The sequence below is a fragment of the Gillisella vitis genome (assembly GCF_001541345.2).
Classification (GTDB): domain Bacteria; phylum Pseudomonadota; class Alphaproteobacteria; order Rhizobiales; family Rhizobiaceae; genus Allorhizobium; species Allorhizobium vitis.
Genome location: NZ_LMVL02000002.1, coordinates 402,906 through 428,453, shown reverse-complemented (window position 1 = coordinate 428,453; position 25,548 = coordinate 402,906). Strand labels below are relative to the sequence as shown.

At 58.5% G+C, this 25,548-nt stretch carries 24 protein-coding genes; 15 read left to right on the top strand and 9 right to left on the bottom strand.

Annotated features, from left to right (window positions below):
- The first annotated feature begins 184 nt into the window (after positions 1-184).
- The 6 genes from ASB66_RS06880 to phoB all read left to right on the top strand — a co-directional run bounded on the left by ASB66_RS06880 (position 185) and on the right by phoB (position 6,871).
- Positions 185-1,213: a substrate-binding domain-containing protein gene (locus ASB66_RS06880; protein ID WP_060719601.1), complete on the top strand. Its 1,029-nt coding sequence runs from the start codon at positions 185-187 to the stop codon at positions 1,211-1,213.
- 127 nt (positions 1,214-1,340) lie between these two features.
- The gene (pstC, locus tag ASB66_RS06875; protein WP_060719602.1) at positions 1,341-2,828 is read left to right on the top strand and encodes a phosphate ABC transporter permease subunit PstC; all 1,488 of its coding nucleotides are present in this window, start codon (positions 1,341-1,343) and stop codon (positions 2,826-2,828) included.
- Positions 2,825-4,162 carry a phosphate ABC transporter permease PstA gene (pstA, locus tag ASB66_RS06870; protein WP_060719603.1) on the top strand — a complete coding sequence of 446 codons (1,338 nt, stop codon included), beginning with the start codon at positions 2,825-2,827 and terminating at the stop codon, positions 4,160-4,162. Before pstC ends, pstA begins: the two co-directional genes overlap by 4 nt.
- Positions 4,163-4,259: 97 nt before the next feature.
- Positions 4,260-5,075: a phosphate ABC transporter ATP-binding protein PstB gene (gene pstB, locus ASB66_RS06865; RefSeq protein ID WP_060719604.1), complete on the top strand. Its 816-nt coding sequence runs from the start codon at positions 4,260-4,262 to the stop codon at positions 5,073-5,075.
- A gap of 44 nt (positions 5,076-5,119) precedes the next feature.
- A complete protein-coding gene (phoU, locus tag ASB66_RS06860) occupies positions 5,120-5,827 on the top strand; it encodes a phosphate signaling complex protein PhoU (protein ID WP_015914769.1) in 708 nt (235 codons plus the stop codon).
- Positions 5,828-6,187: 360 nt separating this feature from the next.
- Positions 6,188-6,871, top strand: coding sequence for a phosphate regulon transcriptional regulator PhoB (phoB, locus tag ASB66_RS06855; protein WP_015914768.1), 684 nt, complete (start codon positions 6,188-6,190; stop codon positions 6,869-6,871).
- Between the two features lie 100 nt (positions 6,872-6,971).
- On the opposite strand, the gene ASB66_RS06850 is transcribed toward phoB, so the two are convergent.
- Positions 6,972-7,523: a GcrA family cell cycle regulator gene (locus ASB66_RS06850; RefSeq protein WP_060719605.1), complete on the bottom strand. Its 552-nt coding sequence runs from the start codon at positions 7,521-7,523 to the stop codon at positions 6,972-6,974.
- Positions 7,524-7,963: 440 nt separating this feature from the next.
- Between ASB66_RS06850 and ASB66_RS06845 the strand changes: the two genes are divergently transcribed.
- The 3 genes from ASB66_RS06845 to ASB66_RS06835 all read left to right on the top strand — a co-directional run bounded on the left by ASB66_RS06845 (position 7,964) and on the right by ASB66_RS06835 (position 11,386).
- Positions 7,964-9,172: an aspartate aminotransferase family protein gene (locus ASB66_RS06845; protein WP_060719606.1), complete on the top strand. Its 1,209-nt coding sequence runs from the start codon at positions 7,964-7,966 to the stop codon at positions 9,170-9,172.
- A 15-nt stretch (positions 9,173-9,187) separates the two neighbouring features.
- Entirely contained in the window at positions 9,188-10,105 is a 918-nt protein-coding gene (gene argF / locus ASB66_RS06840) for an ornithine carbamoyltransferase (protein WP_060719607.1), read from the top strand.
- A gap of 291 nt (positions 10,106-10,396) precedes the next feature.
- A complete protein-coding gene (locus ASB66_RS06835) occupies positions 10,397-11,386 on the top strand; it encodes an Hsp33 family molecular chaperone (protein ID WP_060719608.1) in 990 nt (329 codons plus the stop codon).
- 10 nt (positions 11,387-11,396) lie between these two features.
- Here the strand turns inward: ASB66_RS06835 and ASB66_RS06830 are convergent, their stop codons facing one another.
- The 5 genes from ASB66_RS06830 to dapD form a co-directional block, all read right to left on the bottom strand.
- The gene (locus ASB66_RS06830) at positions 11,397-12,677 is read right to left on the bottom strand and encodes a glycerate kinase type-2 family protein (protein WP_411910088.1); all 1,281 of its coding nucleotides are present in this window, start codon (positions 12,675-12,677) and stop codon (positions 11,397-11,399) included.
- A gap of 8 nt (positions 12,678-12,685) precedes the next feature.
- The gene (locus tag ASB66_RS06825; protein WP_060719609.1) at positions 12,686-13,285 is read right to left on the bottom strand and encodes a DsbA family protein; all 600 of its coding nucleotides are present in this window, start codon (positions 13,283-13,285) and stop codon (positions 12,686-12,688) included.
- Between the two features lie 98 nt (positions 13,286-13,383).
- Positions 13,384-13,980 (bottom strand): hypothetical protein, encoded by a 597-nt coding sequence (locus ASB66_RS06820; protein WP_060719610.1) that lies wholly within the window; start codon positions 13,978-13,980, stop codon positions 13,384-13,386.
- On the bottom strand, positions 13,967-15,181 hold the full coding sequence (gene dapE, locus ASB66_RS06815; protein WP_060719611.1) for a succinyl-diaminopimelate desuccinylase: 1,215 nt from the start codon (positions 15,179-15,181) through the stop codon (positions 13,967-13,969). Before dapE ends, ASB66_RS06820 begins: the two co-directional genes overlap by 14 nt.
- 107 nt (positions 15,182-15,288) lie before the next feature.
- On the bottom strand, positions 15,289-16,146 hold the full coding sequence (gene dapD / locus ASB66_RS06810) for a 2,3,4,5-tetrahydropyridine-2,6-dicarboxylate N-succinyltransferase (protein WP_060719612.1): 858 nt from the start codon (positions 16,144-16,146) through the stop codon (positions 15,289-15,291).
- A gap of 266 nt (positions 16,147-16,412) precedes the next feature.
- Here dapD and ASB66_RS06805 point away from each other — a divergent pair, with 266 nt between their 5' ends.
- Positions 16,413-17,291 (top strand): LOG family protein, encoded by an 879-nt coding sequence (locus tag ASB66_RS06805; protein ID WP_060719753.1) that lies wholly within the window; start codon positions 16,413-16,415, stop codon positions 17,289-17,291.
- Between the two features lie 249 nt (positions 17,292-17,540).
- On the opposite strand, the gene ASB66_RS06800 is transcribed toward ASB66_RS06805, so the two are convergent.
- Positions 17,541-18,776, bottom strand: coding sequence for a flagellar hook protein FlgE (locus ASB66_RS06800; protein ID WP_070151494.1), 1,236 nt, complete (start codon positions 18,774-18,776; stop codon positions 17,541-17,543).
- A 451-nt stretch (positions 18,777-19,227) separates the two neighbouring features.
- Between ASB66_RS06800 and ASB66_RS06795 the strand changes: the two genes are divergently transcribed.
- Together ASB66_RS06795 and ASB66_RS06790 are read left to right on the top strand one after the other, a co-directional pair.
- The gene (locus tag ASB66_RS06795; protein ID WP_114386332.1) at positions 19,228-20,466 is read left to right on the top strand and encodes a DNA recombination protein RmuC; all 1,239 of its coding nucleotides are present in this window, start codon (positions 19,228-19,230) and stop codon (positions 20,464-20,466) included.
- A gap of 86 nt (positions 20,467-20,552) precedes the next feature.
- Complete coding sequence (locus tag ASB66_RS06790) at positions 20,553-21,452, top strand: ribokinase (RefSeq protein WP_060719614.1); 900 nt, start codon at positions 20,553-20,555, stop codon at positions 21,450-21,452.
- 57 nt (positions 21,453-21,509) lie between these two features.
- Here ASB66_RS06790 and argB read toward each other — a convergent pair whose 3' ends face one another.
- Positions 21,510-22,397, bottom strand: a complete 888-nt coding sequence (gene argB, locus ASB66_RS06785; RefSeq protein ID WP_015914753.1) for an acetylglutamate kinase — start codon at positions 22,395-22,397, stop codon at positions 21,510-21,512.
- A gap of 101 nt (positions 22,398-22,498) precedes the next feature.
- Here argB and ASB66_RS06780 point away from each other — a divergent pair, with 101 nt between their 5' ends.
- The 3 genes from ASB66_RS06780 to ASB66_RS06770 all read left to right on the top strand — a co-directional run bounded on the left by ASB66_RS06780 (position 22,499) and on the right by ASB66_RS06770 (position 24,611).
- Positions 22,499-23,080 carry a sigma-70 family RNA polymerase sigma factor gene (locus ASB66_RS06780; RefSeq protein ID WP_114386330.1) on the top strand — a complete coding sequence of 194 codons (582 nt, stop codon included), beginning with the start codon at positions 22,499-22,501 and terminating at the stop codon, positions 23,078-23,080.
- Positions 23,077-23,799, top strand: a complete 723-nt coding sequence (locus ASB66_RS06775) for an anti-sigma factor (RefSeq protein ID WP_060719615.1) — start codon at positions 23,077-23,079, stop codon at positions 23,797-23,799. Before ASB66_RS06780 ends, ASB66_RS06775 begins: the two co-directional genes overlap by 4 nt.
- A gap of 254 nt (positions 23,800-24,053) precedes the next feature.
- The gene (locus tag ASB66_RS06770; RefSeq protein ID WP_015914750.1) at positions 24,054-24,611 is read left to right on the top strand and encodes a fasciclin domain-containing protein; all 558 of its coding nucleotides are present in this window, start codon (positions 24,054-24,056) and stop codon (positions 24,609-24,611) included.
- A 194-nt stretch (positions 24,612-24,805) separates the two neighbouring features.
- Here the strand turns inward: ASB66_RS06770 and yihA are convergent, their stop codons facing one another.
- Complete coding sequence (yihA, locus tag ASB66_RS06765) at positions 24,806-25,465, bottom strand: ribosome biogenesis GTP-binding protein YihA/YsxC (protein ID WP_060719616.1); 660 nt, start codon at positions 25,463-25,465, stop codon at positions 24,806-24,808.
- Positions 25,466-25,548 lie beyond the last annotated feature (83 nt).

The following is a 25,548-nucleotide window of genomic DNA, read 5'->3' as shown; positions in this document are numbered from 1 at the left end:
CGCATCTTCCCGGCCCTTATAATTTTTGCCGATATAAATCAATAGGTTGAACTGTCACAAATGTTTCACCTAACTGACATAAAAGCAGAGCCTGTCGGGGCTTAAGAACAAGCCGCCGGAGCACGGCGATTGTAAGCGACAGACGCTTGCATCCCACACGAAAGCTCATTCTCGGGAGAGATAAATGAATATGCTGAAACTGTCCGTAGCGGCTCTGGTCGCCTCAGTCGCCTTTGCTGGCGCCGCCGCTGCGCGTGATCAGGTCCAGATCGCTGGTTCCTCCACCGTTCTTCCCTATGCCAAGATCGTTGCTGAAACATTTGGCGAGACCTTTACCAAGTTCAAGACCCCGGTCGTTGAATCCGGCGGCACTGGCGCTGGCCTGAAGGAATTCTGCAAGGGCGTTGGTCCGGAAACCATCGATATCGCCAATGCCTCGCGTCCGATCAACAAGTCCGAAGCCGAAGCCTGTAAGGCTGCTGGCGTAACCGACATCCAGGAGGTCAAGTTCGGCTATGACGGCATTGTTTTCGCCGTCGACAGCTCCAACAAGGACCTCGCACTCGTGCCGACCGACCTTTACAAGGGTCTGGCTGCGGAAGTCGTGGTTGACGGCAAGCTTGTTGCCAACCCCTACAAGAAGTGGTCGGAAGTCAATAAGGACCTGCCGGACACCGACATCATGGCATTCATTCCGGGCGAAAAGCACGGCACGCGCGAAGTCTTCGAAGAGAAGATCATGACGCAGGGCTGCAAGGACACCAAATCGCTGGACGCGATCAAGGCTGCCTTGAATGATGAAAAGGCCGCTGCCAAGAAGTGCATCGCCGTACGTAAGGATGGCAAGGCTGTCGATATCGATGGCGATTACAGCGAAACGCTGGCCCGCATCTCTGCCAACAAGACCGCCATCGGCGTGTTTGGCCTGTCCTTCTATGAAAACAATGCCGACAAGCTGAAGGTCGCTACCGTTTCCGGCGTCAAGCCTTCGGTTGAAACCGTTGCCACCGGCAAATACCCGGTTTCGCGTCCGCTGTTCTTCTACGTCAAGAAGGCCCATCTCGGCGTCATTCCTGGCATGAAGGAATATGTCGACTTCTTCCTTTCCGAGCAGATGATCGGCCCTGACGGCCCGCTGGCCAATTACGGCCTGGTTCCGGCTCCCGACAAGGAACGCGAAGAGTTCCGCGCCAAGTTCACCGCTGGCAAGTAAGACTTTGAGGCTGGCGCGGACACTGTCCGCGCCAGTCTCATCATGATGTTGCGGTTGATGTTTATTGATGACGTAACATACGGCCCAGCCCTTGGCGGCAGGGCGTGGAGAGGCCGGGGATGGTAGAATGAGTACGTCAATCCTAATTTTTATCGTCATTGCTATCGGGATCATCGGCTACCTGCTGGGCTCGTCACGGGCGCAGTCGCTCGCACAAGGCCGCGCGTCTGCCTTGCATTCCCGCTATGGCTATCACGGCAGTTTTGTTTCTATTCTGGCAGTTGTGCCTGCCTTCCTGGTGCTGGGCCTCTGGATGGCGATTGCGCCATCGCTGATCGAAACGCGGGTACGCGACGCGATGCCCGATGAGGTCAAGGCGCAAGCCGGAGCCACACAGAACCTCAATTACGGCACCATTGGTGCGATCGCGCGTGGCCTGAAGAGCCTTGACGACGAGCAATTGGCCAAGCTGAAAAGCGCCGATGCCACGACGGCCCGCACCATGCTGGCCGAACAGGGCGTGCCGCTGGCTGGCGAGCCTGAGCCTTACATGATCGTCGCGGCTGAGGCCTTGAACGGCATGCGCGCCATCAACGACATGGCCCTGACCATCGTGGTGATCGCCACCTCGCTCGCAGGCGCTCTGTTTGCGCTGCGGTTGATCGCGCCGCGTTTTCGTGCGCGCAACAGGGTCGAGCAGGCCATTCAGGCGGCCCTGGTGATCTGCTCTTCCATCGCCATTCTGACAACGGTCGGCATTATCCTGTCGATGTTGACGGAAGCCACCCACTTTTTCCGGGAGGTTTCAGCCTGGCGGTTCTTCTTTGGCACAGTCTGGGACCCTCGTTTTGCCGCTGCTGGCGCCACCGATACCGGCGGCCAGTTCGGATTGATCCCGCTTCTGCTCGGCACTTTGTATATTGGCGTTGTCGCCATGCTGTTTGCCGTGCCCGTCGGTCTGTTTGCTGCCATCTACATGGCTGAATATGCTTCACCACGGCTGCGCGCCATCACCAAGCCGCTGCTGGAAGTGCTGGCGGGCATTCCGACCATCGTCTACGGCTTTTTCGCGCTGACATCGGTCGGTCCGTTCCTGCGTGATATCTCCGCCAAGATCAATGGCATCGCCACCGGCGATTTCGCCAGCTTCATCCAGGCCCAAAGCGTATTGACGGCAGGCTTCGTCATGGGGATCATGTTGATCCCCTACGTCTCCTCCCTGTCGGACGACATCATCACCGCCGTACCGCGCTCGCTTCGTGACGGCTCGCTCGGCCTTGGTGCCACAAGGTCGGAAACCGTCAAGCGGGTAATCCTGCCTGCAGCGCTTCCTGGCATCGTTGGAGCCTTGCTCATGACGGCCTCGCGCGCCATCGGCGAAACCATGATCGTGGTGCTGGCCGCAGGCGTTGCGGCGCGTATCCAGCTTAATCCTTTCGAGCCGATGACAACGGTCACCGTCAAGATCGTCAATCAGTTGACCGGCGACCTTGAATTCACCTCGCCGCAAACGCTGGTGGCCTTCGCCCTGGGTATTACCCTGTTTGCCATCACGCTTTGCCTTAATATCTATGCGCTTTACATCGTGCGCAAATACCGGGAGCAGTACGAATGAGCGAGACCCTCTCCCCCGCTGCGGCAGGCCACAGCGCTGGCGCCCTTGCCCCTGTATCACGTCCTCGCCGGGACATCGGCATCAAGCGCCGCTATGCCGCCGAGCGCCGTTTCCGGGCCTATGGCATCATCGCAATCAGCTTCGGCTTGCTGTTCTTGTTCCTGCTGCTCGCGTCGGTGATTTCCAAAGGCTACACGGCCTTCTTGCAGACAACGATCACCGTACCGGTTGAATTCAGCGAAAAGCTGATCGATCCGAGCAACCAGCGCGCGACAAACCCAGACGTGTTGGTTGCGGCCAACTATCCGGTTCTGGTGCGCAATGCGCTTGCAGAAAAACTGAAGATCGACACTTCGAACCGTCCGGCCATGAAGCAATTGACCGAGATGGTGTCCGACAATGTCCGCGTCCAGTTGCGCAACATGGTCGTTGCCGATCCATCGATCATCGGCAAGACGGTTCCGGTCTCGGTTCTGGCCAGTGCCACGGTCGATACGGCCTTCAAGGGACAATTCGACCTGACGGTCGATGAGAGCAGCCGAAAGATTTCCGACCAGCAGATCGGCTGGATGAATGCGCTGGCTGAAAGCGGCGCGTTGGCCAAGTCCTTTAATACCGGTATTTTCGTCAATGGCGCATCGAGCCGTCCGGAAGCGGCAGGCGTTGGTGTGGCTTTGATCGGTACCGCCTATATGATGCTGACCGTGCTGGTCCTGTCTCTGCCGATCGGGGTTGCCGCCTCGATCTATCTGGAAGAATTTGCCCCGAAGAACCGTTGGACCGACCTGATCGAGGTCAATATCAACAATCTCGCGGCCGTTCCCTCTATCGTCTTCGGCCTGCTGGGTCTGGCGGTGTTCATCAACTTCGCCGGTCTGCCGCGCTCGGCCTCGCTGGTCGGCGGACTGGTGCTCACCCTGATGACACTGCCGACGATCATTATCGCCACCCGCGCAGCCTTGAAGGCCGTGCCGCCGTCGATCCGCGCTGCGGCACTGGGTCTGGGCGCTTCCAAGATGCAGACGGTCTTCCACCATGTGTTGCCGCTGGCCATGCCTGGCGTGTTGACCGGCACGATTATCGGCCTTGCCCATGCGCTGGGCGAGACCGCGCCGCTGCTTCTGATCGGCATGGTGGCTTTCGTGGCGGATTATCCAGGCACCCCGCTCGATCCGTCAACGGCACTGCCGGTACAGATCTATATGTGGGCCAATGAAGCTGAACGCGCTTTCGTAGAGCGGACGTCCGGTGCCATCATCATTCTGCTGATCTTCCTGCTGATCATGAATGTCGGCGCCATCCTGCTTCGCAGGCGGTTTGAGCGGCGGTGGTAGAAACCAGCCGAAGCATGGTCCTGGGCGATGACGTCCAGGAAAGTTCATCGGGCCTACGTCAAGCGATTGCGAAAAGACAGGCCGGAGGGTTAAGAACATGAACATGATGTCTGAAGCAGCAGTTGAAAAGGCCTTGGATCAGAAGATGACCGAAGTGAACACCAAGATGGTCGGCAAGGATGTGTCCGTTTACTACGGCGAAAAGCGCGCCTTGTTCGACGTGAACCTGAATGTCCGCGAGAATACCGTTACGGCGCTGATCGGTCCTTCGGGTTGCGGTAAGTCTACCTTCTTGCGGACGCTGAACCGCATGAACGACACCATCGATCATTGCCGGGTCACCGGCCTGATCACCCTCGACAATATGGATATCTACGATCCATCCATCGACGTGGTGGAACTTCGCGCCCGCGTCGGCATGGTGTTCCAGAAGCCGAACCCGTTCCCCAAGTCGATCTACGAAAACATTGCTTACGGCCCGCGCATCCATGGCCTCGCCCGCAACAAGGCGGACATGGACCAGATCGTTGAAAAGAGCCTTCAGCGCGCCGGTCTTTGGAACGAAGCGAAGGATCGCCTTCAGGAGCCGGGAACGGGCCTGTCCGGCGGACAGCAGCAGCGTCTGTGCATTGCCCGCGCCATTGCCGTCAGCCCCGAAGTGATCCTGATGGACGAGCCCTGCTCGGCCCTGGACCCGATTGCCACGGCCAAGGTGGAAGAGCTGATCCACGAATTGCGGGCTAATTTTACCATCGTCATCGTCACGCATTCGATGCAGCAGGCCGCCCGCGTGTCCCAACGCACGGCGATGTTCCATCTCGGCCAGCTGGTCGAGGAAAACGATACCGACAAGATGTTCACCAACCCGGACGACCAGCGGACCCAGGACTATATCATGGGCCGGTTCGGCTGATCCGAAAAGCGGTTGAAACCTACATCTTTTTAAAGGATCAGAACATGACAGCGCATATCTACACCGCCTTTGACGAGGAACTGAAATATCTGATGCGCCGCATTTCGGAAATGGGCGGTCTGGCCGAGCAGATGGTGGGTGAATCCGTCCGCGCGCTGGTCAATTCCGATGCCGCCCTCGCCCAGAAGGTGATCTCGGACGACGTGATCATGGATAATGCCGAGCGTGAAGTGGGTGACAAAGCGATCGTCACCATCGCAAAACGCCAGCCCATGGCCGCCGATCTGCGCGAAATCATCGGTGCGCTCAGGATCGCCTCAGATCTGGAACGGGTCGGCGATCTTGGCAAAAACAATGCCAAGCGGGTCATGGCCGTCCAAGGCACCGGCGTGCCGCGCAAGCTGGCCCGCGGCATTGAGCATCTTTCGGAACTGGCGATGACCCAGCTTAAGGAAGTGCTGGATGTCTACACCACCCGCTCAGCGGAAAAAGCCAAGTCGATCCGCGACCGCGATGAAGAGATCGATGCGATCTACACATCGCTGTTTCGCGAATTGCTGACCTATATGATGGAAGATCCGCGCAACATCACCACCTGCACGCACCTTCTGTTCTGCGCCAAGAATATCGAGCGCATCGGCGACCATGCCACCAATATCGCCGAGACCATCTATTACATGGCCACTGGCGCACAGCCCGAGGGTGAACGCCCGAAGGACGATACGACGACCGCTTTCGGGGTTGCCGATTGAGATGACAGTGCGAGGATGCTGACCCATCCTCGTGTTGAATGACATGCTGATATCTCAAGGCATCAAGACCTTGAGATATCACAGAAAAGCATACCAACAGCCATGGTCTATGGTTGCGGGTATGAAACCATGACGGAGATTGGCATCGGACAGCTCAGCGTCTGACGCCAAATGGGGTGGGGGCTTCACCCGAAGGTTCGACCTGTGGCGACAGGCCAGCCTTCCAGTCACAGTAGAGCGCCATCATAAAGCGCAAACATGCTGTAAACATCGAAATTCTCGTATTGCCGTGTTCTTTTTCGCCAGAGCGGACAAGGAAAGGCTTGCGGGAAGACTCTCTCATTGAAGGTATGGGATCGAATGCTGCCGAAAATTGCCGTCGTTGAAGACGAAGAAGCCCTGAGCGTCCTTTTGCGTTATAATCTGGAATCGGAAGGCTATGAGGTCGAAACCATTCTGCGGGGAGACGAAGCCGAGCTTCGCCTGCAGGAACGAGTGCCGGATCTGCTGATCCTCGATTGGATGTTGCCGGGTGTTTCCGGCATCGAACTGTGTCGTCGCCTGCGGATGCGGCCCGATACCGAGCGGCTGCCAATCATCATGCTGACGGCGCGTGGCGAAGAGAGCGAGCGGGTGCGCGGACTTGCCACCGGCGCCGACGATTATGTCGTCAAGCCTTTCTCGACACCGGAACTGATGGCCCGCGTCAAGGCTATGCTGCGCCGCGCCAAGCCGGAAGTTCTGTCCAGCCTGCTGCGGTGCGGCGATATCGAACTTGATCGCGAAACCCACCGGGTCCATCGCAAGAGCCGTGAAGTGCGCCTCGGGCCGACCGAGTTCCGGCTGCTGGAATTCCTGATGACCTCACCCGGCCGGGTGTTTTCCCGCTCTCAACTGCTGGATGGCGTCTGGGGCCATGACATTTATGTGGACGAGCGCACGGTCGATGTCCATGTCGGACGGCTGCGCAAGGCGCTCAACTTTTCCAATATGCAGGACGTGATCCGCACGGTGCGCGGCGCCGGCTATTCGATGGAAGCTTAAGCCTCTACACGATTTAAGCAGCCGAAGCCTTGAATAACAAAAAAGCGAGCCGGGCGGCTCGCTTTTTTTATGATATGCGATCGGAGATCACGGGCAGAGATCAGCGCGCGTTCGCAGCAGCTCGGCGCCGCTCGTTTACTGGCTGGTAGGCGAGCTTCGCATGATATTTGCAATAGGGAGAATTGTCCTGGCTGTCGCAGCCACAGAAGTGAAACTCGTCGGCCATTGGGTCGCCAACCGGCCATTTGCAGGTCCGCTCGGTCAGGTCCGTCAGCGACAAGCGGCGCGAGGCTGGCAGGATGGTCGTGTTGAGAACCGGCAAGGCAGCCATGTTCTCGGTGACATCCATGTCGAGATCGTCGTTCAGCGCGGTCGCCCCAGTGGTGCGTGCGGCAGGACGCGGCGCGCTGGAAGGCGTGCGTGCAGCAAAATTCGGTGCGCGGGGCGTGGACGGTGCTGGCCGCTTGGGTGTGCGCGCTGGCGTGGCAGCAGGACCGCCTGCCTTGGCACGGCCCGGAAGGCACAGCCGATGAACCTTGCCAATCACGGCATTCCGGCTGACGCCGCCAAGCTGTGTCGCAATCTGACTTGCGCTCAGGCCTTCGGCCCATAATTTCGTGAGTCTTTCAACTCGCTCGTCCGTCCAGTTCATGCCGCAATCTCCGCCTGGTGCACGCGCTTGACGCGGAATCCATCATCCATGTCCCGGAAGGTTCCGGAACCCAACTTTCCTCGTGTTGTCGGTGACTGTTTCCGCCGCATGCAGTGTAGTAATTCGTCATTAACCTAGTGTGAGCCTGACTCCGTGACAAGAGTCGCCGAATCATCGTGAATCGAATTTCAGGCTTTTCCCCAACTTGCTATCCACCGATTTTTTATCGATGCGTCCTCATCAAGAGAGTTTCCGAGCGCATCTCAGTGCGATCCAGTTCCAATCCCTTTGCCCCGATGTTTTGTTGACAACGCTGGCGGAAGCCGGAATAGTGCAAATGCCGCCGAAAGGCGGCATTTTTGATTTTTCCACCGGTTTTTCGGTGGTTGCCACGCAACATTGTTCAGAGTTCAAAAAGCCGCTCGAAAGGATTTTCCGTCATGGCTCAGACATCAACGCCGCTGTTCAACACGTTTTCACGTGCGCCGCTGCGTTTCGAGCGAGGCGAGGGCCCGTGGCTTTACACTGAAACAGGCGAGCAATATCTCGACTTTGCCGGCGGCGTTGCCGTGACCTCCTGCGGCCATTCGCATCCGCATCTCGTCGAGGCCTTGAAAAGCCAGGCGGAGAAAGTCTGGCATCTGTCAAACCTTTATGAAGTTCCCGGCCAGGAACGCCTGGCCGCACGGCTGGTCGAGGCAACATTTGCCGACAAGGTATTCTTCACCAATTCCGGTGCCGAAGCCCTGGAATGCGCCATCAAGACGGCTCGCCGCTATCACTATAGCAAGGGCCATCCTGAAAAATTCCATATCATCACCTTCGAAGGTGCTTTCCATGGCCGCACCATCGCCACCATCGCGGCGGGCGGCCAGGAAAAATATCTTGAAGGCTTCGGCCCCAAGGCGCCCGGCTTCGACCAGGTGCCGTTCGGCGACCTTGACGCCTTGAAGGCGGCGATTACCGACAGCACGGCTGCATTGCTGATCGAACCGATCCAGGGCGAAGGCGGTATTCGCGTCGTTGGGACCGAGTTCCTGCGCGAATTGCGGGCAATCTGCGACGAAAAGGGCCTGCTGCTCATTCTTGACGAAGTGCAGTCGGGCGTTGGCCGGACAGGCAAGTTCTTTGCCCATGAATGGGCTGGCATCACACCCGATATCATGGCGGTGGCCAAGGGTATCGGCGGCGGCTTTCCGTTCGGTGCCTGCCTTGCCACAGAAGAAGCTGCGTCCGGCATGACGGCTGGCGTGCATGGCACGACCTATGGCGGCAACCCGCTGGCCATGGCGGTCGGCAATGCCGTTCTCGATCTGGTTTTGGCCGATGACTTCCTGCAAAATGTCCGGGATGTGGCGCTGGTCTTCCGCCAGGGTCTGGCCGGTCTGAAAGACCGTTTTCCGGGCGTCATCGAAGACGTGCGCGGCGAAGGCCTGATGCTCGGCATCAAGGCGGCGGTGCCGTCCTCGGACCTGCTGCATGCGATGCGCCACGAGCATATTCTGGGCGTTCCGGCTGGCGATAACGTCATCCGCCTGCTTCCGCCTTTGACGCTGACTGCCGAGCAGGCCCGAGAAGGCCTCAAGCGCATCGAACAGGCCGCCGAGGCGCTGTCCGCGCAGGCCGCCCTCAAAATCGCTCAGGCATGAACGACAGGTAACACCATGGCATCCCCGAAACACTTCCTCGACCTCTCGGCCATGACGTCCGAGGACCTTCACTCTATTCTGTCCGACGCCCATCAGCGCAAGACCAGAACCCGCGCCGGAACAGCGGATAAGCCGCTGGCCGGCAAGATGCTGGCGATGATTTTCGAAAAGCCATCGACCCGCACCCGCGTCTCCTTCGATGTCGGCATGCGCCAACTGGGCGGCGAGACGCTGTTTTTGTCCGGTACGGAAATGCAGCTTGGCCGCGCCGAGACGATTGGCGATACGGCCAAAGTCCTGTCGCGCTATGTCGATGCGATCATGATCCGCACCACTGATCACAACCGCCTGCTGGAACTAGCCGAACACGCCACCGTTCCGGTGATCAATGCGTTGACCGACCTGACCCATCCCTGCCAGATCATGGCTGACATCATGACCATCGAGGAACATCGCGGCCCAATCCGGGGCAAGACGCTGGCCTGGACGGGTGATGGCAACAATGTCCTGCATTCGCTGGTCGAAGGGGCGGCCCGCTTCGGCTATAAGATGAATATGGCCGTGCCAATGGGCTCTGAGCCGGAAGACCAGATCCTCAACTGGGCGCGCAACAATGGCGGCGAAATCATGCTGTGCCACGATGCCGACCGGGCCGTGACCGGTGCCGATGCTGTGATCACCGATACCTGGGTATCGATGAACCTGGAGCACAAGGCGCGCGGCCATAACGTATTCCAGCCCTTCCAGGTCAATCCCGCCTTGATGAAACAAGCAAAGCCAGATGCATTGTTCATGCACTGCCTGCCCGCGCATCGCGGTGAGGAAGTGACCGATGAAGTAATCGACGGGCCGCAATCGGTCGTGTTCGATGAGGCGGAAAACCGGTTGCATGCCCAGAAGTCCATTCTCGCCTGGTGCTTTGGCGCGGTTTGACGGTTTCAGGCTGTTGAAAGCCTTAAATAGCGGGGTTGTAGGATGCGCTGCCCCGCGAGATTGCGAGAGCATGGCTGATGCGCAATTTTACCGCTTGATCTTGACGCGGTAAGATACCATTTGTCCGTCTTGTTTCGAGGCATGGGCTTTTCCTCGGTTCGGACAGGTCGCTGTGAACCTACCTTGACCAAATAATCGTCATGCAGTCATTTTAGATTGCAACGCCGTGCGGTAGATGCATGGCGTTGCCCTGCATTCATCCAGGGATGCATTCGTGCCAGGAGTTGTGCCATGACAGACAAATTGAGCGCGTTGGGTGAGTTCGGCTTTGCCGGTGACGACCGGGTCGTACCCTTCCAGGTCGATGGTCTGGATGTGCGGGGCCGTGCGGTCCAGCTCGGGCCTTTGCTCAACACGATCCTGGATCGGCATGACTATCCACCGGCTGTTGCCCGCCTGCTGGCCGAGGCGATTGCGCTGACGGTGCTGATCGGCACCTCGCTGAAATTCGAGGGCAAGTTCATCGTCCAGACCAAGAGCGATGGCCCGGTCGATTTGCTGGTCTGTGATTTTGCCACGCCGGAAAATGTCCGTGCCTATGCACGCTTTGACGAAGAGCGACTGGCGCAGGCACTGGCGGACGGCAAATCGACTCCGACCGACCTGCTTGGCGCGGGCATCCTGGCCTTTACCATCGATCAGGGCAATTACATGCAGCCCTATCAGGGCATCGTGCCGCTGGATGGCTCCTCGCTGGAAGACATTGCCGGTTTCTATTTTCGCCAGTCGGAGCAAATCCCGACGCGGGTGCGTCTGGCCGTGGCCGAGCTGTTTGATCGCGACAGCTCCGGCAAGCCGCGCCATAGCTGGCGGGCTGGCGGGCTGATCGCCCAATTCCTGCCGGAGGCGCCGGAGCGTATGCATCAGGGCGACCTACCAGGCGGCGATGGCGACGACAATCAATATGACGGTCCCGAAGATGACAATTGGGCGGAAGCCCGGATGCTGGTGGAAACCATCGATGGCGACGAATTGACCGACCCGCAGATCGGCACCGAACGGTTGCTGTTCCGGCTTTTTCATGAGCGCGGTGTGCGCGTTTATGAACCGCAGGCCGTCCATGATCGGTGCAGCTGTTCCCGCGACAAGATCAAGGGCGTGCTCAAGGGCTTTACCGCCGAGGAAATCGCCGCCAGCGAAGAAGAAGGCGAGATTTCCGTGACCTGCGAATTCTGCTCGACCACGTATAAATACGAGGCCGATGAAGTGACGCCCGCATGATTGCGGGCGCTCAACGGATCAGGATTGCCCTGAAATCATTGACATTGGTGCCAGTCGGGCCGGTCTCGAACAGGTCGCCAAGCGCTTCAAAGGCGCTGTAGCTGTCATGGGCGTCAAGCAGGCCCGCACCATCCAGCCCCAGTTGTTTCAACCTGATAATGCTAGTGCCATCGGCAAAGGCACCGGCATTGTTTTCCGTGCCATCAATGCCATCGGTGTCGGCAGCAAGCACCTCGATATCGTGGCCAGCAATGCCCAGCGCCATGGCCAGCGCGAAAGCGCCGTTGCGCCCACCGCGCCCTGCGGTCTGCGCTCCTTGGTTTTTGATGGTGACCGTGGTTTCGCCGCCGGACAGCAGCACCACCGGCTTGGGAAATGGCCGGTCCTTGGCAGCGATTTCACGGGCCAGCGCGGCATGAACGCCAGCCACATCGCGCGCTTCCCCCTCGATACTGTCGGACAGGATTGCCGCGCGCACGCCAGCCGCTTCTGCGGCAAGCGCTGCCGCCTCCAAGGAGACGCTGGCTGACGCGATGACATGATGCCGGTTTCGCGCAAAGGCTGGATCATCTGGATGAGGCGCATCGGCGGCTGGAGAATTCAGGTGATCCAATGCCGCCTGTGGCAGGCGCAAACCATAGGTGCGGATGATCTCCAGCGCCTGATGACGGGTCGAGACATCCGGCACGGTCGGGCCGGAGGCAACATGGGCAGGGTTGTCGCCGGGAATATCGGAAACGATCAGGCTGACGATTGGTGCTCTGGTCAAGGCCGCCAACCTTCCGCCCTTGATCGTCGACAGATGTTTGCGCACCACGTTCATCGCGCTGATCGGCGCACCGCAGGCCAGCAATTGCCTGTTGAGGTCGATCTCGTCTTCCAGTGTCATCCCGGCGGGCGGAGCGGGCAACAGTGCCGAGCCGCCACCGCAGATCAAGGCAATCACCAGATCATCAGGGCCAAGCGGGGCAATGGCTTGTTTCAGCCGCTCAGCTGCGGCGAGACCATTGGCATCGGGCACCGGATGCGCCGCTTCGAGCAATTCCAGCCGGGCAAGCGGGCAGCCATAACCGTATCGGGTAACGATAACGCCTTCCAGTGGGCCGTCCCACAGCGTCTCCAGAGCTGCGGCCATCTGGGCAGCGCCTTTGCCCGCACCAACCACGACGGTTCGGCCTTTCGGCTTCGGAGGCAAATGGGTTCGGATACCATTCAGCGGATCGGCAGCAGCAACGGCGGCAGCAAACAGTGAGGCCAGAAAGGATCGGGGGGCAAGCGTCAAAGGAGCCATGACCAAACTTATGCAGCCCTCGCCTTGGCAATCGCCTCCTTCAGGGCTTTTTCATCCAGCGCGCCAGGATAGAGTGTCGTTCCGATCACGAAGGATGGCGTACCTTGAAAATTCAGCGCTTGCGCCTGGAGCCAGTTGCGGTCAAGCAAGCGGGAAATCTTGTCGCTGTTCTTGTTGGCGGCAGCCTTGACGGCGGTCATATTGACACCAACGCTTTCAAGCGCCTGGGAAACGGAATCCTGCGTTAATCCGCCCTTGAGATCCAGCAGGGCATCCTGCGCCGCCTGGTATTGACCAAGATTTGCAATCGCCAGAACGGCCTGCGCGGCAAAAACCGATGCCGGCCCGAAAACCGGCCAATCCTTCATCACCAGCCGCACATGACCGTCGTCTTTCACCACTTTGCTGACGATAGGGTGATAGGTTTTGCAGTAGCCGCATTGATAATCGAAGAATTCGGCAATGGTGACATCACCCTTTGGATTGCCCAGCACGGGGATATCCTTATCGAAGAAAATCTCCTGCGGACTGAGCTCCTTGGCCCTCAGCAAACCGGGCGTGGCGAGGCAGGCAACAGCAGCGGCAACCAGTGTCCGGCGTTTAATCATGATAGAGTCCCCATTGTGAGTGCAAACTATCATGGGTCTTGCAGGTCGGAATAAAATTTTTCGTGTCCGGCGAAGAGTGATCAGGCGAGCGCTGGTATCTATAGCGGTGCCACGTCCAGATAGCGTTCCAGGAATTCCGACAGCAGGGTTGTCGGCACCAGCATGACCACAGTGATGGTCGAGACCAGCAGGGTCTGACCATCCAATACTGCTGATGTCAGCCGGAATACGCCACCAACCAGGCCAAGCAGGAGCAACAGCCAGAGCAAGATCACCACCTGCCCTAACCCCGGCATCAGCACGGATATGGCAATCAGCAGCGCATTGGCATAGGCAATCGGCAGCGCCAGCCAATTGGATGTCACCACCAAAGCGTTGAAACGGTCGTCAATCGAGAAGAAACGGCAGATGAAGCCAACCAAAATCAGCGGCAGCATCCAGCTGGCCAGATCGATCATTGTCATGCGCAGAAAAAACAGGGTCCGCATTTGCTGATAGACCGGAATATCCTCCAGCAAAGCCTGATACCAGAACACCCATGAAAATATCATGGCCGGCAGAGACCAGGCGATGGACCAGAAGGAGCGGTTGACGCCCCGGTCGGACAGGTCGAGATAGCTGAACCCCTGGCGGTCGCCTTTCAGCAACAGCCAGATCCCGGTCAGGTAGATTTCGACCTCTTTAAGCCCCGGCATGGGCAAACCAGCTGCTGATGAAGGCGCCATATATGCCGGTCAACGCCTCCAGATCCGAGACGGCAACCCGCTCATCGACCATATGCATGGTCTGGCCGACAAGGCCGAATTCCACCACCGGGCAGTAATCCTTGATGAAGCGGGCGTCGGACGTGCCACCTGTTGTCGACAGGGCTGGCGTTTTGCCGGTCATTTTTTCGATGGCAGCACTCAAGGAGGAAATTAGCGCGTTATTGCGGGTCAGGAACACCTGGCTTGGCCGGTCGGCCCAGACCAGCTCATAGGCAATCGGCGGGCGACCAGGTCGCAGCAACGGGTCGGCGCTGGCCGCATCAAGCCGGCCAATGATGTCTGCCCTGAGCGTCTCTGCGGTCCAGCTATCGTTGAAGCGGATATTGAATTTGGCGCGGGCGCGGGCCGGAATGACATTGGTGGCGGCGTTGCCGACATCAATCGTCGTGACCTCCAGATTGGAAGGCTGAAAATTCTCGGTACCTGCATCGAAGGCCGGATGCATCAGCGCTTCCGCAAGCTTGATCACGCCCCGCACCGGATTGTCAGCCAGATGCGGATAGGCGGCATGACCCTGGACGCCCTTGACGATGATCTCGCCTGACAGCGAACCGCGCCGGCCAATCTTGATCATGTCGCCAAGCTGGTCGGGATTGGTCGGTTCGCCTACCAGGCAGGCATCCCAGCGCTCGCCTTTGGCGGCAGCCCATTCCAGCAATTTGGTGGTGCCGTTGATGGACGGGCCTTCCTCATCCCCGGTGATCAGAAAGGAGATCGAGCCTTTTGGCGCCCCATGGCTTTCGATATGGCGGGCAATGGCTGCGACAAAGCAGGCGATACCACCCTTCATATCGACCGCCCCACGCCCATAAAGCTCGCCTCCAGCGATCTCGGCGGAAAACGGCGGATAGGTCCAGTCCGCCTCATTACCAACGGGTACGACATCGGTATGCCCGGCAAACATCAGATGCGGCCCCTCCGTTCCCAGCCGCGCATAGAGGTTCTCGACATCGGGCGTGCCCTCTTCGCGCGCCACCATCCGCTCCACGGTAAAGCCCAGTGGCTCCAGCATGGCGGCCAGCGCCGACAGCGCCCCGCCCTCGGCAGGCGTCACGGATGGGCAGCGGATCAGGGTCTGAAGATTGTCGACGGGATCGGTGGCGGATGAATTGGCTGGATGCTTTGACATATCGATCTTGAGAACGAGACAAGGGAAAAGGATGGACGCAATCAAGGCTGAAAGGGGCAGGAACGACCAAGGATCGCCGTGTTCCTGCCCGGAGTGTCAGCCGCAGATCAGTCGCGCAGCAGCTCGTTGATACCGGTCTTGGAGCGGGTCTGGGCATCGACGCGCTTGACGATCACGGCGCAATAGAGGCTGGGCGCCGGCAAGCCGTTCGGCATGGTGTTGGGCGATGGCATGGAGCCTGCAACAACCACGGAATAAGGCGGCACTTCACCATACATTACCTCGCCGGTGGCGCGGTCGATGATCTTGGTGGATTTGCCGATATAAACGCCCATGCCAAGCACCGCGCCTTCACGAATGATGCAGCCTTCGACGACTTCGGAGCGCGCACCGATGAAGCAATTGTCCTCGATAATGGTCGGCCCGGCCTGCATTGGCTCCAGCACGCCACCAATGCCAACGCCGCCCGACAGATGCACATGGCGACCGATCTGGGCGCAGGAGCCCACCGTCGCCCAGGTATCGACCATGGTTCCCTCGCCGACATAAGCGCCGAGATTGACAAAGGACGGCATCAGGATGGCATTGGGGGCAATGAAGGCCGAATGACGCACCACCGCATTGGGCACGGCGCGGAAACCGGCGGCCCGGAACTGGTTTTCACCCCAGCCTTCAAATTTCGACGGCACCTTGTCCCACCAGGTCGAAGCCCCCGGCCCGCCCTTGACGACTTCCATGTCATTGAGGCGGAAGGAGAGCAGTACAGCCTTTTTCAGCCATTGATGCACGGTCCATTGGCCATCCTCTCCACGGGTGGCAACCCGTACCTTGCCCTGGTCGAGCAGGGCAAGCGATTGCTCGACAGCATCGCGCACTTCGCCCTTGGTCGAGAGGGTAATGGTGTCGCGATTGTCGAAAGCAGTCTCGATGACGGTCTGTAATGAGGAGAGGTCCGTGGCGCTCATGAGGATTCCTTAAACTTCATTGGCTAACGTCAAGTCCCGATGCCATCGGTCCTGCGTTGATAAACTGGTGATTTCCTCTAACGCATTGGCTTGCCCTTGGGAACCATTCAGCGTCCTTTCGCGCGCATGTTTTCCAAGGCGGTGCCGCAGCTTTGATCACCACATAGATGCGAGAAGTCCGTCGGCAGAAAGCGGCGCCGCCGTCATAAATCCCACTCGATTGACGGGATCATGCAGTAGTACGGCAAGAGATGAAAGGTGCGAAGATGGCGAAGATGCGCAATGGAAAACGGCGAAAGACGGATGGCAGCTGGGCGCCGCTGAAGGATAACCAGACGGACCGCCGGAATGCCAGGATCGTTCCGCAGACGCCGCAAACCTTGTCGCCTTCCTATCGTCTCGCCTATGCCGATGACGATTTTCTGTGCCGGGAAGAATTGCGCCCGGTGCGTTTGCAACTGGAATTGCTGAAAACCGAAATGGTGCTCTCCGAACGGGGCATCAAGTCCACCGTGGTGATGTTCGGCGGTGCGCGCATTCCGGCACCCGGCCAATCCGCCTGGGCGGCGCGCAACGACATACAGCGGCGCAATCTCGAAGCCGCATCGGTATTTTATGACGAGGCCCGCGCCTTTGCCCGGCAATGCAGCCAATACGCGGCACGGTTCGACTATCAGGAATATGTGATCGTCACCGGCGGCGGGCCAGGCGTGATGGAAGCGGGAAATCGCGGCGCCGCCGACGTTGGCGCGCCGTCGATCGGCTTGAATATCGTGTTGCCGCATGAGCAGGCGCCCAATGCGTTCGTGACGCCGGATCTGTCCTTCAACTTTCACTATTTCGCTATCCGCAAGATGCATTTTTTGATGCGGGCCAAGGCAATCGTCGTCTTTCCCGGCGGCTTCGGCACGCTGGACGAAATGTTCGAGGCGGTGACGCTGATCCAGACCAAGCGCATGGCGCCAATCCCGCTCATCCTGTTCGGGCGGGAGTTCTGGCACAGGATTATTGATTTCGACAGCCTGGCGGAATTCGGAACGATTGCGCCCGACGATGTCAAGCTGTTGAGCTTTGTCGAAACCGCTGACGAGGCCTGGGATATTATCGCCCAGCGGTATGAAATCGAAATGGCTGAAACCGTGTGATCGTATGGGATGGCCGATCCGGCAAAAATGAAAAACCTGCCGTGCGGGCACACGGCAGGTTTTCCGGGACTCGCCATCGGAATGAGCGATGGCGATCAAGCGTGGCGCGCTGGTAAAGGAATGGGCCTTCCCTTTGCTCCCCTTGCAGCGCCATGCGCCATATAGGGCGACGACGCTGTAACGCTTTATATCTGCTGCATAATCTTTCCATGAGCTCAGAGAGATGACAGCCGATAGATCTGCGATCCGTTACCGGACCATGTTGATGACGGTGTCGAGCATGTCGGCTGCCGTCTGGAACACCTTGGAGTTAGCGCTATAGGCGCGCTGGGCGGCGATCATGTCCGACAGTTCAGACGCAAGGTCGACGTTTGAACTTTCCAGCGTGCTGGATTCGATCGTGCCGAAGCTGCCTGTGCCGGCAAAGCCGACGACGACGGTACCGGAATCTGCATCCACCTGATAGGCAGTGCCGTCGACTTCCTCAAGGTTGTCAGGGCTGGCGACGGTCGCCAGAGCGATCTTATAGGTATCTGTCGTGGTTCCGTCGGAAGAGACGGTACTGATAACGCCATCGCTGCCGATCGTGTAGTCGGACGAGCTGCTGGCAGCACTGCCGTTTGCGCTACCCGATATGCTGGTGGAGGTGGCCGTCTGAGTGATATCCGAAAAATCCAGATCAATCGTAAGGCCTGTCTCGGAATCGGTGAAGGACAGGGTGCTCGTGCTGCCGTCTTCCAAGTCCCCTGCGCTATCGAAGGTCAATGTTGTCGAGCCTAGCTCACCATTATCATAGGGGAAGCTGGTTCCGTCATCATCGTCATTAGCCTCGTCATTGCGGTAGATCGAAACCTCCCACTCATCGTCATCGGTCTTGGTGAAATAGATGTCGTATTGGGTGGAGGCACCCTGCTCGTCATAAGTGACGATCGAAGACTTCGCCGTGTAGGTGGCATCCGCCGAGTTCGAAGACGGTGTATCCCCAGAAACTATTTCTGCATCGCTTTCCAGATTGCCGCTGACTTCGCCGGTGGTCGTGGCCGACGCCGTGACTTCGTTGGTGTCGATTTTCACCGGTTCAAGACCGTCGAAACCATTGATGACAGAAGCCGGTTCGCCATTGTCATAGGAATAGCCCAGCAACGTGTAACCGGATGAGTTCACAAGGTAACCATCCTCGTCGATTTCGAAGTCTCCCTGCCGGGTCAGGAAAACATCACCCTCATCGTTCTGGACAACGAAATATCCGTCACCGTCGATCGCAAGATCCGTCTCCGACGAGGTCGATTCCAGATCGCCCGACTGGCTCACTGTTTGGGTGGTCGTCGACGTCGTTCCGCCATTCACCAAACTCGAAAAAGCAGTCTCCGTGCCTTTGTAGCCGGTCGTGCTCGTATTGGAAATATTATCCCCGATGGAGGTGAGTTTATTGGACTGCGCCGTCAGCCCTGATACCGATGAGTTCATTGCAGATGCAAGAGACATATAACGGTCTTTCTGTATAATTGTTGTCGTAGCGAATTGATGTCTATAAAAACTTGTGCGAGGCTTGCGGCTTTTCTATCAATTTGATTTTATTTCCATATTTTAAATTCAGCCGCGAATTCACGTGGGTTGAAACGACCTTGGAGAACGCTTGGCCATGCAGCTGCGCGCCCGGCGAATCGAGAAGATGAAATGGAGACGGCAAGATGGGCGATGGCTGGCAGCCCTGCCCTTACTTGGGGGCATCTGAAACAGGCGAAACCGCTGGCGTTAACGGGCTGGGGAAGGCTTGCTCACTCTCATCAATGAAGGCCTGACACCTCCAGTCATTTCGATTTCTTAATATTTGATAGAATTCCTGCCGATGTCCTTTCCGAAAAACTGGCAGGAATCACAGAATTTGTTCATGATTTGATCTAGTCTTCGTCAATAGACCTGCTAGATTGCGCCTATGAACCAATTGCTTTCCGCCCTCAGCAGACCCGCATTCTCCTATGGTGAAAACCAGTTTAGTTTCGGTGCCTTGGCGCTGATCCTGGCCGTGACTGTGCTCGCTGCCCTCTGGCTGCGTCTGCGTTTAAAACTTCGGAAAAAGGATGATTTCGACCTCGAAGCCGCGATTGCCGCCGAGCGGCAGGCAAGCGAGGATCGCCGTCTGGAAGCGCTCATGCAGGCGCAAGCCGAAATGCAGGGCCGGCTTGCAACCATGGCGGATCTGTTCGGCGCCCGCCAATCGGAATTCAACCGCAGCATCAACGAGCGACTGGACGGCATGACCCATCGCTTGGGAAGCACGATTACCGAACAGACGAAATCCACCCATGACAATCTGCGTATCCTGCAGGAACGGCTGGCGGTGATTGATGCTGCGCAAAACAACATCCAGTCGCTGGCAAAGGATGTGGTCGGCTTGCAGGCCATTTTGTCCAACAAGCAGACGCGCGGCGCCTTCGGTCAGGCCCGGATGGAAACCATTATTGCCGATGGTCTTCCGATGGGTGCCTATGCCTTTCAGGATACGCTTTCCAACGGATCAAGACCCGACTGCACCATCCGGATGCCGAACGGCCAGCCACCGCTGGTGATCGACGCCAAATTTCCGCTCGAAGCCTGGAACGCCATCCGCGATGGGACGACGCCGGAACAGAAAAAGCTGGCAGGCCAGCAGTTTCGACGCGACATGGAGGTGCATCTCAAGGATATTTCCGAGAAATATCTGATGCACGGGGAAACGCAGGATACCGCTTTCCTGTTTGTCCCATCCGAATCGATCTTTGCGGAGATCCACGAGAATTTCGAGGGGATCGTCCAGCGCGCCCATAAGCTGCGGGTGGTGATCGTTTCACCCTCCCTGCTGATGCTGTCGATCCAGGTCATCCAGGCCGTGCTGAAGGATCAGCGGATGCGTGAACAGGCCCACCTGATCCAGGGCGAGGTTATCCATCTCATGGAGGACCTCGGGCGGCTCGACGAGCGGACACGTAAGCTGCAAAGCCATTTCCTGGCCGCCCAGAAAGATGTCGAGATGATCCTGACCTCGACCGATAAGCTCAATCGGCGCAGTGCCAAGATTGAGGCAATGGATTTTACCGCCGCGCCGGACCCGGTGGCAAAGCTAGCACCGCAATCAGATGCTAGCGTCGAGAGTCGGACGGGTCTTCTCAAGCTGCGCCTTGTTGACGAAGACTGATCACTGCCGCAAAACAGTGCCCGAATCAGTCGGACCGGTTTCCTTCAGGCCCGCATCGTTCAAGCAGCATCGTCAGGAGTGCGCCCATGATTACCGTTTTCGGCTCCATCAATATGGATCTCATTGCGACCACAAGCCGCCTGCCCAAGCCAGGTGAGACGGTGGCTGGCAATGGTTTTGCCACCGCAGCCGGCGGCAAGGGTGCCAATCAGGCGCTTGCCGCGCGCCGCGCAGGCGCGCCAGTGCGGATGGCCGGTGCGGTCGGCAAGGACGGGTTCGCCGCCCCTGCACTGGCACTTCTGGAGGAAAGCGGAACAGATCTCGACAGCGTCAAGACTGTAGCGGAAGCAACCGGAACCGCACTCATTCTCGTCGGCGGTGACGGCGAAAACATGATTGCGGTCGTTCCCGGCGCCAATGGCAGCCTGACCAGCGCCGATGCAAGCGCCGCAATCAAGACCATGACCCGCAATGACAGTCTGGTGCTCCAGCTCGAAATTCCCGCCGCTGCCGTGGAAACCGCCCTGCATGAGGCCAAGGCCGCCGGAATCCGCACCATCCTCAATATTGCGCCACTGACGGATGAGGCCGCGCGCCTGGGACGAATGGCCGATATCGTCATCGCCAATGAAACAGAGTTCGAGCGGCTGGCCGGAGAGACAAATATGGGATCTGCTGAACGCGAGGCCGCCCTTGTCCGCCTACACAGCGAAACCGGCCAAATCCTGATCGTAACGCTTGGGGCCGAAGGCGTCATCGCCATCCGCGATGGCAAGATTGAGCGCGCATCCGGACTAACCATTGAGCCGGTCGATACGGTCGGTGCCGGGGATACGTTCTGCGGCTATCTGGCCGCTGGTCTCGACGCGGGTCTTGCCTTCGAGGAGGCGCTACACCGCGCTGCCGTCGCCGGATCGCTGGCCTGTCTGAAAGCTGGTGCGCAGCCCGCTATTCCGCTGGCAGACGCCGTCACGGAAAGACTCTGATGCCGGATCGGCGCCGTGCTTACTTCAGCGCGGCGCCGAAGGCCTGACTGCATAGCTTCAGGGCACGATCAGCGTGCCCGCGCCATGTTCCGTGAAGATTTCCAACAGCACGGAATGCGCCGTCTTGCCGTTCAGGATGACAACGCCATGTACACCAGCATTGATCGCATCGATGCAGGTTTCGACCTTGGGGATCATGCCGCCTGAAATCGTGCCATCCTTGATCAGTGCGCGGGCCTGGGCCACTGACAATTCCTTGAACAGTTCGCCATTCTTGTCCAATACGCCGGGGACATCGGTCAGAAACAGCAGGCGGTCGGCTCTGAGCGCCCCGGCAATGGCGCCGGCAAAGGTATCGGCATTGATATTATAGGTATGGCCGTCCCGACCAGGGGCGACAGGGGCGATGACCGGGATCATTTCCGACTTCGCCAGGAGATCGAGAAGCGTGCGGTCGACCTCGACCACTTCACCGACAAAACCAAGGTCCAGAACGCGCTCGATATGGGAATCCGGATCAATCACGGTTTTCTTGGCTTTTTCGGCAAATACCATGTTGCCGTCCTTGCCGCAGAGCCCGATCGCCCATTCGCCGGTCTGGTTGATCAGCGCGACGATTTCCTTGTTGATCGATCCGGCCAGGACCATTTCGACAATTTCGACGGTTTTCTGATCGGTGACGCGCAGGCCGCCCTCGAATTTCGATTCGATCCCCATCTTGGTCAGCATCGCGCCGATCTGCGGGCCACCGCCATGCACGACAATCGGATTGACGCCGGACTGTTTCAGCAGCGCGATATCGGCGGCAAAAGCCCGGCCCAATTCGGCGTCGCCCATGGCATGGCCACCATATTTCACGACAATCGTCTTGTTTTCATAGCGCTGCATGAAGGGCAGCGCCTGCGCAAGAAGGCGGGCCTGGGTCTGGCTTTCGGAGGCGCTCATTGAGGATCCCTTCAGTTGGTTCGGCGCCTTTTACCTCAAGAATACGGCAGATGGAATAATCCAGACGGCACTGTTGATCGAAATGATACGGGGAAACTGCAATGGGCGCAGCTATTCCTGAACCATTACGCGAAGTGGATGCATGGATGAGCGATGAGATCGGGATATTGCTGGGCAAAATAGCACTCAGGGATCGGATGGCCCTGTCGGAGCTCTATCGGCGCACCAGCCCGAAACTTTTTGGCATCTGCCTCCGTCTGCTCAAAGACAGGGGCGAGGCGGAAGACGCGATGCAGGAAATCTTCGTAAAAATCTGGCAGAGGGCTCAAAGCTTTGCTGCCACGGGTCGTAACGCCATGGGCTGGCTTGGAACGATCGCCCGTTACCATTGCATCGACCGTCTGCGCATGAGGACGCCGGTTGCCGAAGAACTGGATGAGGCCTGGCATGTTGCCGACAGCGCACCAGACCCGGAACAGGCCGCCAGCATACGCAGTGAAGGAAAGCGGATTGACAGCTGCATGGAAGCGTTGGAAGCTGATCGCGCCGCCGCTGTGCGGCAGGCCTATGTGGAGGGGCTTAGCTATCAGGAGTTGGCGGAGCAGTTCAATGTACCGTTGAACACGATGAGGACATGGCTGCGACGCAGCCTTTTGGCATTGAGAGAGTGCTTGGAAAGATGACGACACCGGATCAGAGCAAGGGGGACCGCTCCAGAGACGAGGTTCTGGCGGGGGAATATGTGCTGGGCGTGCTTTCGGCCAAAGGCCGCGTTGAGGTAGAAGCTCGGCTGAAGCGGGATAGGCCCTTCGCCGCCATCGTCCAGCGCTGGGAGGAAAACCTTTCACAGTTCAATGACGATTATGGCGTGGAATTGCCACGGCCGGAAAGTTTCCAGAAGTTGGAAGCCCAGTTGTTTACCGACCGGAGCACCGGCCAGGCTGGTCCCTGGGTGAGACTTTGGCATTCCGTCCCCTTCTGGCGTGGCCTGTCGTTAACCAGTCTGATCGCAGTCGCCAGCCTGGTCGGCGTCGAGCTTGGCATGTGGGAAAGCCGCTACGCTGCGCGTCCGCTGGTGGCGGATCTGGAAACTCAAAATGCAGATTTGTCGCTGGTTGCCAGCTATGACCGGCAAAGCGGACGGCTGCGCGTTACGCCGGTCGCGTCGCGTGCCGAGGGCCAGAAATCGCTGGAATTATGGATGGTCGAGGCGAATAAGCCACCACGCTCGCTTGGCGTGCTCCCGCAATCGGGCGAGGGTGAATTCCTGGTTCCCTACAGCATGCGTCCGCGTCTGAAGGATGGCGTCACGCTCGCCGTCAGCATCGAGCCTTTCGGCGGCTCGCCGACGGGAACTGCCACGGGACCGGTGATCGCTTCCGGCAAAACTCATATTCCTTAAGAGAAATAGCGTTTTAAAATCAAAATATTAAAAGTCATTTTTACTTTTCTGCGCAGACCCTGAAACTCTTTTTCCCGAACCTCCGTCTTTACCATTGTCCCCGCCATTGCGCGGGGACGTTATAACGGCCTGCGTCTGACGACGCCATCCAAGGCTGCTGTAACGGTTTTCAATCTGCTGCATGGTTTCTGGCCGATCCGGCCAGCGGCCATGCGAGCCAAAGACATAATCAACCGGGAAGAGGACCTAGACCCATGACCAAGACCACCCTTCGCCTGCTGGCCGCCGTTTCCATCATTGCGGCCGGAAGCGCCGTGGCCTTTGCCAAGAACCCGATGGTCGGTGGCGCCGCCATGTATGAAAACAAGAATATCGTTGAAAATGCCGTGAATTCCAAGGATCACACGACCCTTGTCGCCGCGGTCAAGGCGGCTGGCTTGGTCGAAACACTGGAGGGCAAAGGCCCCTTCACGGTCTTTGCGCCCACCAACGAAGCCTTTGACAAATTGCCGAAGGGCACGGTGGAAACCCTGTTGAAGCCGGAAAACAAGGAAAAGTTGACGAAGGTGCTGACATGCCACGTGGTTGCCGCTGATGCGATGTCCACGGCCATCGAAAAAATGATCAAGGACGATGGTGGCGAGCATGACGTCAAGACGGTTGGCGGCTGCGTGCTGAAGGCCAAGGAATCCAAGGGCAAGATCACCCTGACGGATGAGACCGGTGGCGTTGCCCATGTAACCATCGCCGATGTGAAACAGTCGAATGGCGTTATCCACGTCATCGACAAGGTCTTGCTGCCGAAGATGTAACCCCCTCACAGTCCGACCTGGAAGAGCGGCTGGCGGGCCAATTTTCTGGTAAAGACTGGCAGTTTCGGCAGTGCCCGGCGGTAGAGTGCCACCTACCGCCGGGCTTTTTTTGCCATTTCGCCAGCCAAATACAAGAAGACAAAGCCTCCACCCGCAAGCCCGGCGGTTACGCCAAGGCCGGGAGGCTCATGACATCAGCCGAAATGCCCGACGGCTTCGCAAATCGCCGCACGCAATTCTTTCAATCCGTTGTCCTTTTCCGAGGACGTCGATAGGACGAAGGGATAGGCCGCCGGACGCTTGCGGATTTTCTCGAGCGTTTCCTCGACCAGGCGCGGCACGCCCGCCTCCTTGATCTTATCGGTCTTGGTCAGCACGATCTGGTAGGACATCGCCGCCTTGTCGAGCAAGGTCAGCACATCCTCATCATTTTTCTTGATGCCATGGCGACTGTCGATCAGCAGATAGACCCGCTTCAACGTCGCCCGTCCGCGCAGATAGTCGAAGACCAGCTTGGTCCACGCATCCACATGGTCTTTGGGCGCCTTGGCATAGCCATAGCCCGGCATGTCGACCAGCGCCATCGGCGGCAGGTCATCGCCCTCGCCGCTATAGCCCTCGGGAACGAAATAGTTCAACTCCTGGGTTCGGCCAGGCGTGTTCGACGTGCGCGCCAGCCCCTTCTGGCCGACGAGCGCGTTGATCAGCGATGATTTCCCCACATTGGAGCGCCCCGCGAAGGCAATCTCCAGCGGGCCTTCCGGCGGCAGAAATTTCATCGATGGCACGCCGCGGATAAAAATCCATGGCCGGCCGAACAGCGGCTGGTCGCTCGTTGCCTTTGTTACAGTCATCGTCTTCTCTCCTGCGGCAGATCCTGATCCACCGATCAAACAAAAACCCCGGCGCGAGGCCGGGGCTTTGCTGTCATCTGGCC